Source organism: Halomonas sp. 3F2F (assembly GCF_014897805.1).
Taxonomy (GTDB): Bacteria; Pseudomonadota; Gammaproteobacteria; order Pseudomonadales; family Halomonadaceae; genus Vreelandella.
In genome coordinates this window covers 45,270-58,792 of sequence record NZ_JABUZE010000032.1, presented here as the reverse complement: position 1 = coordinate 58,792, position 13,523 = coordinate 45,270, and the positions used below count along the sequence as shown (strand labels likewise).

The window sequence follows — 13,523 nt, the reverse complement described above, 5'->3', positions numbered from 1 at the left end:
AGCATTTTTAATTAATGAGGCTGCTATGTTTCCACCCGCATCAAGGGACCCTGAAGCGGTCAAGGGCGTTATGTTCGGCTTAACGGCCTACACTATGTGGGGCTGCTTCCCACTATTTTTCGCTCTGTTTGATGGCATTCCCGCATTTGAAATCCTGATACATCGGATTTTGTGGTCGTGCCTTTTCCTGGTCGGGTTAATCAGCATACTGCGCCGATGGGCGCCAGTGGTTAGCGCACTTGTTGAGCCTAAGCGCTTGGGACGCGTACTCGCTTGCGCGTTACTGATTGCCTTTAACTGGGGCCTCTATATCTATGCAGTTGAAAGCAAGCAGGTGTTACAAGCCAGTTTAGGCTACTTTCTAACGCCGCTGGTAAACATTGCCTTGGGCGTACTGGTGCTACGCGAAGTAATGGCTCGCCTCCAACTGGTTGCGCTTGGTTTGGCAAGTTTAGCGATTGCAATCCAGTTTGTGATGCTGGGTGAACTGCCGTGGATCAGCCTGTTACTAGCACTCAGCTTTGGTAGCTACGGATTATTTCGCAAGCAAGTGCCTCTTGATGGGCTTTCAGGCCTGTTTGTGGAGACGCTGCTGCTATTCCCACTAGCACTAATAGCGCTCACTTGGCTCAGTTGGCAGGGGGAGTCTCACTTTATTCATAATGTGCCGATGAGCGCTCTGCTAATAATTAGCGGTGTGTTAACTGCCCTGCCGTTGATGGCCTTTGCCGGGGCTGCACGACGCTTACGGCTGGCAACGCTAGGGTTTCTGATGTATATCAATCCCAGCATTCAGTTTTTGATTGCAATCATCATCTTTGGCGAGCCTCTAGGGCTCATCCAGTTAGCGACCTTTGTGATGATCTGGGCGAGCTTAGCGCTATATTCCTGGTCCTCTTGGCAATCACGCCCGCGCCAGCAGGTGACTTCCTGAGGTTAACTCTTCCACTGGTTTTTCAATACTCACTGCACTGGTGTCATTTGTCTTTTCAGGCTGGTAACCCACGCGGAAGCCTCCCCAGTGCTTACCATTAATGTAAATGGGAACCGAAAGGTCGTGCATTATTTCGCCAGTGTCACGCTTATAGGTTTGTAGCAGCAACGGTTTCTCATGGGCGCCGCAACGACTGCCCGTCGGATCATCAAAAATGCGTTTGCTGCGGCAATACTTGAGATCGTGATCGTAATCACCGGTGGGCTCGCGGCTAACGGCTGCGTTATGGGTAGGCACATAGCCGTTGCGGTCACATGCAATGGCGTAACTTAACCCATACTCAGTAAGCAAAGGTTCTTGCAAGCTGGGTAACTGTAAGTCCGTGAATGCATCAAAGCCTGTATGGTAAAGCGGTGGCTGTGTCCCTGGCATGACCTTGTAATCAGGCTGGAACAGCGACGTTTCTGATAACTCACCGGAGGCAATCGCTTTCTCAAACGATTTACCAATACGGTTAGCCGCTTGGCGAGCAACGCTAAACACATGCTGATGACGCCCCTGTAAACGCTGCTGCGCCAGCTCGCCATCAACGCCTTCTGCAGCGTCCATTAACGCCCGAGCTTGCTGGGCTAAATCGCGCATATCGCGATTGCCCTCATCTACATCGTCTTCAAGCTGACGTAAGCTATCAGCAACTGTTTGGCTATGGACTTTGGTGCTTTCCATTGCTTCTGCGACGCTGGTGATTTCCTGCTCAACTTGATCGAACTGTTGCGTGATAGTGGCAAGACTGCCGCCCACCTGCTGCATCCCTTGGGAACGCTCTCTGATACGGTTCATCAGCGCTCCCATCGTACCAACAACACGTTGGCCACTCTGGTGCATATCTTTAACAAGCTCATCGACGCTTTGTGTCGCCGTTGACGTCTTTAGTGCCAAGTTGCGCACTTCGCCCGCGACCACCGCAAATCCTCGTCCATGCTCGCCCGCTCGAGCTGCCTCAATAGAAGCATTGAGTGATAACAGATGCGTTTGTTCTGCTATTCCCTCAATCATCGACGTCACGTTGCGGACGCGCTCAATTTTGTCGTTAAGCGCAGATAGCATTTCCAGCGCCTGATCAGAGCGCTCGGAAACATCACTCATATCGCCAATAATATCAGCCAGCTCATCATGATTGTGATGACTTGCCTGACGAGCGCTCTCGGCAAGCGAGGCGACATGGCTAGCACTGACACTCACTTGCATGATGGCGGTATTAATAGCGTTCATACTCGATGACGCGTCACTTGCCATGGCTTCCTGCTTAGTGAGGCGTTGCGCCATAAGATCAGCGTAATGAGAAACCTCTGCCGAGGCGATAGCCGTGCTACTTGCTCGGTTCATCAACCGATAGGCCATCGCGCGAAGCGCACCATAGTCGCGAATGGGCTTGAAACCGTGAATGGGTTTTGTCAAACGCGCTTGATCAGCTGAGTAAACCAACATCATCGTTACGAGCATTAAACCTGCACCAGCTCCCGTCGCTAACAGCAGCGCAGCATAGGGAAAAGCACCAGATTCAGTCATCATCCAAACAGAAACACCTAGCACTGCCAAGGGCACTAATAGCCAAAGTAGTCGCATGTGGGGTACTCTTTTTTATTTGACGTTATTGAGCAGTCAATCAATAAAAATAAAGCAGGAGCGATTAGCCACTTTTCAGTCAGCTTAACGGGTTATGCTAATGAATGAAGTAGCACTTTCGGGTCAGAACATGCTTTTGCTTGAAAGCAAAGGCCATCACTGCCCACTCAACACGTTAAACTGATGGACTCACCAGTGGTTGGGGTTTAAAAAAACGAAGCTGACGCCAGGAGCTTATGTTCAAGCGCTATTTTCCTATTCTTACATGGCTGCCCCACTACCATAAGCGCCTGCTAGGTGCCGATATATTAGCGGGACTCATCGTAACCGTGATGGTGATTCCGCAGTCATTAGCCTATGCCTTACTTGCTGGTTTGCCCGCGGTAGTGGGCCTATATGCCAGTATTTTGCCGCAACTTCTGTATACCTTTTTAGGCACCAGCCGTACCCTGGCCGTAGGGCCGGTGGCCATCATTGCATTAATGACGGGCGCTGCACTCTCCTCTGTAGCAACGCCCGGCAGCCCCGACTATTTACAAGCTGCGCTGGTACTTTCATTACTTTCTGGCGGTATATTGGTCGCGATGGGTGCCCTTAAAATGGGCTTTTTTAGCAATTTTTTAAGTCATCCGGTTATCTCGGGCTTTTTAACCGCATCGGGAATTCTGATTGCCGTTAGTCAACTGGGAAGCCTATTGGGTATCTCCAGCAGTGGCTTTACGCTGGCAGAGCGTGTGATAACCCTCTTACCTAATCTCCCCACCTTTAACCCCTATACGCTTGTAATCGGTGCTGGAACACTGTTTTTTCTCGTTATGATGCGGCGTTTTGGTAAGCAGAGCCTTAGTGCTATTGGTTTGCCTAGAGCGCTCGCCGAGTTAATCACCAAGGCGGGTCCTGTCTTTGCGGTGATTATTACCACGCTGGCTGCTTGGCATTGGCAGTTGGCCGACCAAGGCGTTGCCATTGTCGGCGCTATTCCCAGTGGGCTACCTGCGCTAAGTTTTCCCTGGGGAGATACGTCACTATGGCGCGCCCTGTTCATCCCTGCGCTACTGATTAGTTTGGTGGGGTTTGTCGAGTCTGTTTCCATGGGACAAATGTTGGCAGCAAAACGGCGCCAACGTATCTCCCCTAACCAGGAACTGATTGGCTTAGGCGCCGCTAATCTAGCCGCAGGGTTTACCAGCGGCATGCCGGTCACCGGTGGCCTTTCGCGCACGGTCATCAACTATGATGCTGGGGCACAAACACCCGCAGCCGGAGCCTTTGCAGCACTGGGAATAGCGTTGATAACGATGGCGTTTACTGGCTGGCTCTACTACCTGCCGATTGCTACGTTGGCCGCGACAATTACCGTGTCTATTTTAACCCTGGTCGATATCCCCATGTTGCGCCAAACGTGGCGCTATTCTCGCAGTGACTTCGCCGCGATGGCCGTCACCATCCTGGTAACCCTAGTTGAAGGTATCGAAGCAGGCATTATCGGCGGTGTTAGTCTTTCTATCGCGTTATTCTTGTATCGCACCAGCCGCCCCCATAGCGCATTGGTTGGCCGGGTGCCGGACACCGAGCACTTTCGAAATACCGAACGCCACGATGTTGAAACCGTCAGTAATGTGGCGTTACTGCGAATCGACGAAAGTCTCTATTTTGCGAACGCCCGCTACCTTGAAGATACCGTTTATAATTTAGTTGCCAGCTATCCTGAGCTGGAGCACGTCGTTCTTATCTGTTCAGCCGTTAATTTAATTGATGCATCAGCACTCGAGAGCCTGGATGCGATCAATGCGCGCTTAAAAGACTCCGATGTAAAACTTCACCTGTCCGAGGTGAAGGGTCCCGTTATGGACCAGCTCAAAAAGAGTGATTTTTTAGAGGCCCTGACCGGGCGCGTTTTTCTTAGCACTTACGCCGCTTGGCGTGAATTTTCATAAGCATGTTTTCTTAAGCGTACAAAGCACCTTTAACTAACGCTCGTTTGAATGCATCATAGACTTCTAAACAAGTGCATCGATACCAAGAGCGCCAAGGAGTGGGGATGCCAAGCGAGTGGATAGCGTGTGATGATCAAACAGTCACCCTTAAAGGCGAGTGGACGCTTGCCAATTATCGCCTTATCAAAGCGGCGCTTCAGCACAGTGAAACTCACACTGAGCTTGGCAAGCCAACAGATGCGACGGTTTCACTTGACGCAATAACTCGCCTTGATACCGCCGGTGCCATACTCATTGTGGAGCTGATTGGCGTTGAGAAAGCGCAATCGGTAGCAGATTGGGCAGCAGAACTGCCGAAAGAGCAGCAGGCGTTGCTGGTGCGTATTGCCGAAGCCATGGAAGCGCCACTGGACGTTGATCCTCCTTCCTATTCGCGCATTAGCCAAGCGCTTGCCAGCGTGGGTCAGCACATGGTGGGGCTATGGTCTCAGCAGCGCCAGTTGTTGGCCTTTATTGGTCTCGTCGTGGCCACCCTCTTCCAACTGATATTGCGGCCATGCCACTGGCGCTTAACAGCCACCGTGGCCCATATCCAGCAGAGCGGTCTTAATGCCGTCCCCATCGTCGCGCTACTCACCTTTATGGTGGGCGCCGTCGTGGCTTTCCTTGGCGCTACCGTTTTGCAGGATTTTGGCGCCACAATTTATACCATTGATCTTGTGGCGTTCTCATTCTTGCGAGAGTTCGGCGTTTTGCTTTCTGCGATCCTACTCGCGGGACGAACCGCCAGTGCCTTTACCGCCCAAATTGGCGCCATGAAATCCAATGAAGAGATAGATGCCCTGCAGGCTCAGGGGCTTGATCCTATCGAGCTTTTGGTGCTCCCACGGGTAATGGCAATGTTAATTAGCCTGCCCATGCTCGCCTTTGTAGGTATGCTCAGCGGCTTAGCGGGCGGCGCCATGGTCACCTCTCTGTCACTGGATATTTCACTTACCCAGTTTATGGCCACGCTGCAAAAAGACGTATCGGTAACACACTTTTTGGTAGGACTAAGCAAAGCCCCGGTGTTTGCCTTCGTGATCGCCGTAATCGGCTGCCTGGAAGGCTTTAAGGTCAGCGGTAGCGCGCAGTCGGTGGGAGAACACACCACTTCAAGTGTCGTTCAATCGATTTTTATGGTGATTCTAATTGATGCCGTCGCCGCGCTATTCTTTATGGAGATGGGCTGGTGATCAATTCAGATAAACCGACAGAGCAAAATGACTTACCGGTTATTAAGGTTCGAGGCTTGGTGAACCGCTTTGGCACTCATGTGGTTCACGAAAATTTAGATCTGACCCTTGAACGCGGGGAAATCCTCGGCGTTGTAGGCGGTTCTGGTACCGGCAAATCAGTGCTGTTACGCAGCATCGTCGGTTTGAAACGACCCAATGACGGCACGGTTGAAGTCCTCGGCACAACGCTTAACGAGCTTAACGAGGCACAGCGCAGTCAAATAGAGCGACGCTTTGGCGTGCTGTTTCAGCGCGGTGCACTGTTCAGCTCGTTGAACCTGCAGGAGAATATTGCCCTACCGCTCATTGAGCATGCCAGGCTACCCCGTGAAGACGCCGAGCATCTTGCCAGGGTCAAGCTAGCGTTAGTCGGGCTTCCGCCACAGGCCGCGCTGCAGTTTCCTGAGTCGCTGTCTGGCGGCATGGTCAAGCGCGCTGCCCTTGCCCGTGCCTTAGCGCTTGATCCTGACATCCTGTTTCTTGATGAGCCCACAGCTGGGCTTGACCCTATTGGCGCGGCGGCCTTCGATCAGTTGCTGGTCACCCTTCGCGATGCGCTGGGATTCAGCGTATTTCTGGTTACCCATGACCTGGATACGCTCTACGCTGCCTGCGATCGGGTCGCGGTACTCTCACAGAAACGTGTGCTGGTGGTGGATACCATCGATAAAGTGGCGGATACCGACGATGAATGGATTCAAGACTACTTTCACGGCCCGCGTGGTCGAGCCGCTCAGCGTGCTCATACCGCCTTTTCAAATAACGCAAACGTCCAGGAGTGACTGCACATGGAAACCCGCGCGCATCACGTTTTGATAGGTTTGTTCACACTGGGCACCGCCGCGGCAGCGCTGCTGTTTGCGCTATGGATGAGCTATGCCGCCGGAGAGCGTAACTATCAACCTTACCGGATTCTGTTTGAGCGCAGTGTTAGTGGTTTATCAATTGGCAGTAAGGTGCAGTACAACGGCATTGAAGTTGGCGATGTTACCGAGCTGACACTGAACCCTGACGACCCACGCCAAGTTATTGCCAGTGTGCGAGTCTATGAAGACACCCCCGTCAAAACAGATACCCGAGCAAAGTTAGCCTTTGCCAGCATTACCGGCAGCATGTCGGTTCAGCTGTATGGAGGCACCCCAGAAAGCCCCCGCCTAGTAAACCAAACGGACAGCATGGCACCGTTTATCAACGCAGACCCTTCACCGATCGCCACGCTATTTGATGAAGGCGAAACAATGATTCAAAACATTAACTCTATTCTGATAAACGTTAATGAACTATTTAATGACGGCAATCGTGAACAAGCCGGCACTATTTTGACGAGTATTGCGCAGATCACAGAGATGATCGCCTCGCAACAAACAGCGCTTGATCAAAATATGGCACTGTTCGGCGAAGTGTCACGCCAAGCCACAACGACCCTTGAAAGCATCGATACCCTCAGCCAAGAGGCGACACAGCTATTGCGTCAAGATGGCCAGCAAATGATGCAAAGTGCTGAAAGCGCCAGTCGTGATGTGGCCAGCGCCGCGCAACGAATTGAACAGCTCGTTAACGACAATGCCGGTGCTGTCGACAGTACGCTGCAGGGGGCACAAGACATTGCTCCCGCACTTTCAGCCCTACGTTCTACACTAACTAATCTTGAGCGTATTACTCGCCAGCTTGAAGAGAGTCCCACAGACTTCTTCCTGGGCCGAGATCAGGTAAAGGAGTTTCGTCCATGAGCTTGCGCTTTACGTTTAGCATCGTCACATTAGCGGCGCTTGTATTAAGCGCCGGTTGTTCAATACTGCCCGAAAGTAATCCCGCAACGCTCTATCGGCTGCCATCGTCTGCCACGCAGTCTGAACACACGGCTGCCACCCTCCCCGTAAGACTGGGCATTGCTACCCCAGGGGCAGGCCACTTGCTTAACAGCAACCGTATTGTGGTCTACCCAGAAGGCAATGTAGTCAATGTGTATGAGGGCGTACGCTGGCATGAAGACGCCCCAGAAATGCTTCAAGCGCGCTTAATTTCTGACCTGCAGCAGCGCCAACTATTCACTGGTGTAAGTAGCGACCGACTGCCCCACGATGTGTTGCTACTCAGCGAACTGCGCCATTTCCAAAGTGAGTACGACACTTCCCCACCCAGTATTCACCTTCAATTAGATGTCCAGCTTGTGAATACACAACACCGAAAACCACTAGCTGCGACTAGTTTTGTTATCCGCACCCGCGCGGATAGTCCAGAGATTCCGGACGTCGTCAATGCGTTTGGCGCGGCCAGTGATGCGCTAGCTGAGCAGCTTTCAGCATGGGTCGCGGCGCAATCAAGCAGTCTGAGAACCGCCGATTGACGGCGTCTTTCTTAAAAAATCACGCGGGTCTTTAGGATAAAAATGTTCAGGCTGGCACTCTAAATGGGTAAAAAATCGCGTGTCTTTGTAAGGCATTTTCATAAAGCCGGACACGCCTAACCCCTCGATCTGGCTTACAGACGCCAACATCTGCGCCAGCAAAGCCCGAAACTCGGCTTCCCGGCTAGGGTCCAGTAGCCGATAATAGCTATGGATTTTAAGATGCTTTGGTAGTGACTCAAAGATAATCATGCCGGTGTGATGAATCTCATTCAGCCGTTGCAGTATGTGCATAATGGTGTCAGGCAGGACCAGTAGCTCTTCTGGATCAGGGCCGTCTTCAAAGTAGCTATGCTGGCGAGTGAGGTCTTCCATTTCTGGAACTGCGCTCAGCTCGTAGTCAATCGTGGTGTCAGGATCACAATGAAAAGGCTCTTCCGCACTCGCGCGCTCTAAATGCAGCGTTTGGCGGGCATTAAACAAACAGCTTTTAAACACCCCTTGGCGATGGATGGCTCGCGCCAAGTGCACCATATTGTTAACGGCTTGAATGAACGCTGGCTTTAACGCGGGATCGTGTAGGTTAAGTGAGGAGTCTATATAGACGCCCTCTCGCTCCCAGCGTACTGCTAAACCACCGACAACCGGGTATTTTCCTAAGCGACTCACCGAGGCCAAAAACGCCTTTTCGGTTTCCCCCATGCCCTGCATAAATTGCTTGTAATAGCGGTCTAACTGCACATCATTAACATCATTAAGTGTCTCTTCCGCGTTCGCTTCGCGCAGAAACGCCTTCCGAGAGCTGTAAACGACCGTATCAATCTCTTGGTGCGCCGCACGGCCCCAAACAGGCACTAACGGTGTTTGTGTTGGCGTAGGTAAATCTAACATCACCACTTTGGCCATGCGGGACATCGCCTGTAAATAGTGATCCCCTGCTTTATGGTGTATGTGTGGGTCGGGATCCAGCATGCCGTCCAAGGTGCGGGCAAACTCCAAAGGTAGCCCCAGCGAGCTAGCGGGAATGGCACGATGACCAAAGCGGCAAGATTGCGCAGAAGCTAATGCATATAGCGTGCCTGCGGCCCCTTGCTCATCGAAACGAGGCGATGATAGCGCTCCATTTAGCTGCTCTTCACCAATAAAGTAGACATCGCCCAGTCGGGCGTTGGTTTGCTGCAGGTTGTCGGACATTAATTCCATCACGTTTGCCCCGACAAATTGGAGCTTTTCATCTAACTGGGCAAACACGGACGATCCCCAGTCAATCAATGCGATGGACTCGGTATCTGGATCAAATACCAAATTTGACGGCTTGATGTCGCCATGCACAACGGGACGTGCATTGGGCCCCGTTTCGCGGCGCAGTGCAGAAAGAATATCGGCCAACTGGTTGGCAATGCTCACCACTAATCGTGGAGAGAGACGGCCTTCTTTCAGTGACACCTGTTCCAGGTTCCAACCAGGCGCACGCTCCATCACCAGAATTGACTGGCCTCGGGAGCGTTGGTAAGCCACCAGCTTTGGTATGCGGGGATGGGAAACCTGATCAAGCATAAACGCCTCTTCTTCAAGGCGTTCTTGTAAATGAGTCGGTAGCGTAATACGTGAGAATTTAAACACGTAGTGGGCAGGCACATCTTGGTGTTGCGCGCTGCCCGCAAATACAAAGCCATAGGCACCTTTACCCACCAGCTCAATCCCCGTGTAGCCCAACTGGGCGAGCTGTGCCTGACACAGTGCTACCCAGTCTTTCAGCTTACGGGCATCATGGTGGCTAAGTAGATATACCGACTGCTCTTCCGGTATATAAAACTGCTGGAGCGGTGCCTGAGACATTTCTCATTCCTTGCCAACCAACTTCGGGCTATTTAACCTCTTGCCATGCAATGCCTAGCAACCTTAGCCCAAGTGCAGCAGCATGGTTTCAGGCGCTTCCAAATAGCCTTTCCAAGCATTGCAGAACCTGGCGATGGTACCACCATCAATAAAGCGGTGATCGCCTGCCCAGGTGATGGTCATAATGGCTCGCCGCTGAACTTCTCCTTGCTCGTCGAAGCGCGGTAACCATTGGGTTTTACCAATCGCCACTATCGCCGCTTCCGGCGCATTGATAATCGGCGCGGCATAGGTTCCGCCCAACGCACCAATGTTAGAAATACTAATGGTGCCACCTTTGAGATCAGCCTGATCGACACGCCCTTCGCGGGCCGCAACGGTTAAACGCCCCACTTCACGAGCAATGTCTAGCAGCGTTAAACGCTCAACACCTTTCACATTGGGCACCAGCAAACCGGCTTTGCTATCCACCGCCATGCCGATATTGCACTGTTCGTAGTAGTGCAGTTCGTTGGCTTCCGCGTTTAGTTGGGCATTGATGATCGGCGCCTCAGTAACCGCCAGTGCCATAGCTTTCATGAAAAAGGGCATAAGTGTTAACCGCTCACCAAGCGCCTCTACCCGTGGCTTTAGACGCTCGCGCAGCGCCAGCAGATCGGTCACATCGATCTCTTCGCCATAGTGAAAATGCGGGATGGAGCTGGCTGCCTCAACCATTCTTTTCGCCATCACCGCGCGCACACCGCGAAGCGGTTCGACGCGAGGCAACTGTGTTCCTTGGGTGACTTGCGATGGTGCTTGGCTAGGGGCAGCAGAAGGTTGATTCAGGTGCGCCAGCACGTCTTCTTTTAATACCCGGCCATCTTTACCACTGCCAGCAATGGCAGTTAACTCAAGTTGATGTTCACGAACGAGACGTCGCACGGCTGGGCTAGCAGGTATTTTGCCGCTGCTCGTACTAAGGCTGCAGGTACTGGATGCCACAGCGGCTTGCTCAACTGCCTTGGCTGAGCCACTGTCAGCGTCAGCGACAGGTGATTGAGGCTCGTTAGCCTGTTCCGTCGCGCCGGCTTCTTGCGTGTCATTTTCTGCTTGGTAGGCATAAAGCGGTGCGTGTACTTTGGCAATTTTTCCTTGGGCAACATAAAGTTTGGTGACCACGCCTGCTTCGGGAGCGGTAATTTCCACGAGCGCTTTATCGGTCATCACCTCGACAATCGGCTGATCTTCCTCAATCCGATCACCCTCCGCAACGCGCCACTCCACCACTTCACATTCAACAATGCCTTCGCCGATATCCGGCAGCATGAAATCGCTCATTATTTTTCTCCCTGGCGCTAAAAGTTAACGCTTTCGCGAATCGCTTCAAAAATTTTCAGATGGTCGGGCAAATACTCTTTTTCCAGCACTAGCGGGAAAGGTGTATCTAGCCCCGTTATCCGAGTAATCGGCGATTCAAGATAGAGAAAACAGCGCTCTTGGATCGTCGCGGCGATTTCACCCGCAAAGCCACCTGTTAACGGCGCTTCATGGCTGACGATCAAACGTCCTGTTTTTAGAACAGACTCAACGACAGTATCCGCATCCCATGGCAACAACGTACGCAGATCAATCACTTCACAGGCAATGCCTTGCTCTTCAGCAAGCTCAACGGCTTTGCCGATGACTTCCATTTGCGCGCCCCAGCCCACCAGCGTTATATCAGTCCCCTCTTTAATGACCTCCGCTTCACCAATAGGAAGCTGATAATCTTCTTGGGGCACCTCACCCACCGAGGCACGATAGAGACGCTTGGGTTCTAAAAAAAGCACCGGATCTGGATCGCGAATGGAAGCGAGCAGTAGCCCTTTCGCTTGGTAGGGATTGCGCGGCACAACGACTTTTAAACCGGGCGTATGTGTAAAGTAAGCCTCTGGTGACTGCGAATGATAGAGCCCCCCCGCGATACCACCGCCATAGGGCGTGCGGATGGTTAATCCCCCCACATTGAATAAATCCCCCGAACGGTAGCGGAATTTCGCAGACTCATTAACGATTTGGTCAAAAGCGGGAAAGATGTAGTCGGCAAACTGTATTTCAGCAACGGGCACTGAGCCTTGAGCAGCCAGCCCATTGGCAAAACCAATGATGCCTTGTTCTACCAACGGCGTGTTAAAGCAGCGCGATTTACCATATTTTTCCTGTAAATGGCTGGTAGCACGGAATACGCCGCCAAAAACGCCAACATCTTCACCAAAACAGATAACTTTGTCATCTTCAGCCATGGCGATATCAAGCGCATTGTTGATCGCCTGGAGCATGTTCATTGTGGGCATGTTATGCCTCCCCCTGGGAATCTGTGGACGTATTCACCTCAAGGTCTAGCGACCGCGCTCCACGCGGGTAGGCCTCTGGATAGCGGCGAATATGGCGCTTAAGCTGATCAAATTGACGCTGTAACTCAGGGGTTATGTCGGCATAGACATCAGTAATCAGCGACTCCAGCGGTGGGGGTGAACGCTTTTCTGCCCGTTTCAAGGTATCCAGCACTTCGCGGCGCAACGTTTCCTGCTGACTAGTTTCCTCCTCCTCGCTCCACCAGCCTTTTTTCAGCAGCCATTTCTGCATGCGCAGTATGGGGTCTTTTAACCGCCATGCTTCTTCTTCACTTTTGGCACGATAGCCGGATGGGTCATCCGAAGAGGAGTGAGCAGCAAGACGGTAAGACATGGCTTCAATCAGCACCGGCTTGTTTTGTTCAACGGCAATCTGACGCGCTTGGCGTGTCGCTTCATAAACTGCCAGTGCATCGTTCCCGTCAACGCGTATCACATGCATATGATAGCCAAATGCCCTTGGGGCAATGCCATCCGCTGCAAACTGCTCGGTTGACGGCGTCGAAATGGCATAGCCATTATTGCGGCAGAAAAAAATCACCGGTACTTGATGGACTGACGCCATATTCAGCGCGGCGTGGAAATCACCTTCTGATGCCGCACCCTCACCGAAAAACGTTAAGGTGCAATGCCCATCACCCGCTAATTTCTGACCGTATGCGTAGCCTGTCGCCTGGGGGATTTGCGTTGCAAGCGGAGAAGAAATGGTCATGTAGTGCAGCTTGCGTGATCCATAATGAATCGGCATTTGGCGGCCTTTACCGTAGTCGAGCTCGTTGCCAAACAGCTGATTCATAAACTCGTCAATGGAGAACCCGCGGTACATTAAGGCGCCTTGTTCGCGGTATTGCGCCATGATCATATCGGCATCGTCTAGCGCAGCAGCGGCGCCAACAACGGCGGCTTCTTCACCCGTGCTTTGCATATAGAAACTGAGCCGCCCCTGGCGTTGGGCAGCCATCATGCGCTCATCTAGGATACGGGTGGCCAGCATGGCTTGATAGAGCCGTCTGGCATGATCACGCGGTAGGTCTGGCTCTTTAGCACCTTCGTAAAGCTCGCCCTCTGGGTCGAGCAGGCTGAAGGTAGCCATTGAGAATTCGTCGCCGGTCATAAAGAGCGGCTGATGTACGTAGTTTGTCATGCTTATTATCCTTGTATTACCCCTTTTGAGGGCAGTGTTGTTGG

Annotated in this window: 11 protein-coding genes; 6 read left to right on the top strand and 5 right to left on the bottom strand. The window is 52.3% G+C overall.

The annotated features are described in order from the left end of the window. Window positions 1-25: 25 nt before the first annotated feature. Complete coding sequence (gene rarD, locus INT21_RS03480) at window positions 26-934, top strand: EamA family transporter RarD (protein ID WP_193084855.1); 909 nt, start codon at window positions 26-28, stop codon at window positions 932-934. Here rarD and INT21_RS03475 read toward each other — a convergent pair. Further along, window positions 905-2,560 (bottom strand): methyl-accepting chemotaxis protein, encoded by a 1,656-nt coding sequence (locus tag INT21_RS03475; RefSeq protein ID WP_193084854.1) that lies wholly within the window; start codon window positions 2,558-2,560, stop codon window positions 905-907. The genes rarD and INT21_RS03475 overlap by 30 nt on opposite strands. A gap of 236 nt (window positions 2,561-2,796) precedes the next feature. Between INT21_RS03475 and INT21_RS03470 the strand changes: the two genes are divergently transcribed. The 5 genes from INT21_RS03470 to INT21_RS03450 all read left to right on the top strand — a co-directional run bounded on the left by INT21_RS03470 (window position 2,797) and on the right by INT21_RS03450 (window position 8,121). Next, window positions 2,797-4,497: a SulP family inorganic anion transporter gene (locus INT21_RS03470; RefSeq protein WP_193084853.1), complete on the top strand. Its 1,701-nt coding sequence runs from the start codon at window positions 2,797-2,799 to the stop codon at window positions 4,495-4,497. Window positions 4,498-4,601: 104 nt separating this feature from the next. After that, window positions 4,602-5,732, top strand: a complete 1,131-nt coding sequence (locus INT21_RS03465; protein WP_193084852.1) for an MlaE family ABC transporter permease — start codon at window positions 4,602-4,604, stop codon at window positions 5,730-5,732. Continuing rightward, a complete protein-coding gene (locus INT21_RS03460; RefSeq protein WP_193059823.1) occupies window positions 5,732-6,556 on the top strand; it encodes an ABC transporter ATP-binding protein in 825 nt (274 codons plus the stop codon). Before INT21_RS03465 ends, INT21_RS03460 begins: the two co-directional genes overlap by 1 nt. 6 nt (window positions 6,557-6,562) lie before the next feature. Next, complete coding sequence (locus tag INT21_RS03455; protein WP_193084851.1) at window positions 6,563-7,504, top strand: MlaD family protein; 942 nt, start codon at window positions 6,563-6,565, stop codon at window positions 7,502-7,504. Further along, window positions 7,501-8,121: an ABC-type transport auxiliary lipoprotein family protein gene (locus tag INT21_RS03450; protein WP_193059795.1), complete on the top strand. Its 621-nt coding sequence runs from the start codon at window positions 7,501-7,503 to the stop codon at window positions 8,119-8,121. The genes INT21_RS03455 and INT21_RS03450 overlap by 4 nt, the downstream gene beginning before the upstream one ends. On the opposite strand, the gene INT21_RS03445 is transcribed toward INT21_RS03450, so the two are convergent. The 4 genes from INT21_RS03445 to INT21_RS03430 form a co-directional block, all read right to left on the bottom strand. Further along, entirely contained in the window at window positions 8,095-9,960 is a 1,866-nt protein-coding gene (locus INT21_RS03445) for a serine/threonine protein kinase (RefSeq protein ID WP_193059794.1), read from the bottom strand. The two genes, INT21_RS03450 and INT21_RS03445, sit on opposite strands and share 27 nt — an antisense overlap. 63 nt (window positions 9,961-10,023) lie before the next feature. Next, window positions 10,024-11,280, bottom strand: coding sequence for a 2-oxo acid dehydrogenase subunit E2 (locus tag INT21_RS03440; RefSeq protein WP_193059793.1), 1,257 nt, complete (start codon window positions 11,278-11,280; stop codon window positions 10,024-10,026). A gap of 17 nt (window positions 11,281-11,297) precedes the next feature. Next, window positions 11,298-12,275 (bottom strand): alpha-ketoacid dehydrogenase subunit beta, encoded by a 978-nt coding sequence (locus INT21_RS03435; protein ID WP_193059792.1) that lies wholly within the window; start codon window positions 12,273-12,275, stop codon window positions 11,298-11,300. A 1-nt stretch (window position 12,276) separates the two neighbouring features. Continuing rightward, complete coding sequence (locus INT21_RS03430; protein WP_193059791.1) at window positions 12,277-13,479, bottom strand: thiamine pyrophosphate-dependent dehydrogenase E1 component subunit alpha; 1,203 nt, start codon at window positions 13,477-13,479, stop codon at window positions 12,277-12,279. Between the last annotated feature and the right edge of the window lie 44 nt (window positions 13,480-13,523).

What these genes read in the sequence shown, in the direction of transcription:
- rarD (WP_193084855.1), top strand. Translation starts at nt 26, where the DNA reads ATGTTTCCACCCGCATCAAGGGACCCTGAAGCGGTCAAGGGCGTTATG.
- INT21_RS03475 (WP_193084854.1), bottom strand. Translation starts at nt 2,560, where the DNA reads ATGCGACTACTTTGGCTATTAGTGCCCTTGGCAGTGCTAGGTGTTTCT.
- INT21_RS03470 (WP_193084853.1), top strand. Translation starts at nt 2,797, where the DNA reads ATGTTCAAGCGCTATTTTCCTATTCTTACATGGCTGCCCCACTACCAT.
- INT21_RS03465 (WP_193084852.1), top strand. Translation starts at nt 4,602, where the DNA reads ATGCCAAGCGAGTGGATAGCGTGTGATGATCAAACAGTCACCCTTAAA.
- INT21_RS03455 (WP_193084851.1), top strand. Translation starts at nt 6,563, where the DNA reads ATGGAAACCCGCGCGCATCACGTTTTGATAGGTTTGTTCACACTGGGC.
- INT21_RS03450 (WP_193059795.1), top strand. Translation starts at nt 7,501, where the DNA reads ATGAGCTTGCGCTTTACGTTTAGCATCGTCACATTAGCGGCGCTTGTA.
- INT21_RS03445 (WP_193059794.1), bottom strand. Translation starts at nt 9,960, where the DNA reads ATGTCTCAGGCACCGCTCCAGCAGTTTTATATACCGGAAGAGCAGTCG.
- INT21_RS03440 (WP_193059793.1), bottom strand. Translation starts at nt 11,280, where the DNA reads ATGAGCGATTTCATGCTGCCGGATATCGGCGAAGGCATTGTTGAATGT.
- INT21_RS03435 (WP_193059792.1), bottom strand. Translation starts at nt 12,275, where the DNA reads ATGCCCACAATGAACATGCTCCAGGCGATCAACAATGCGCTTGATATC.
- INT21_RS03430 (WP_193059791.1), bottom strand. Translation starts at nt 13,479, where the DNA reads ATGACAAACTACGTACATCAGCCGCTCTTTATGACCGGCGACGAATTC.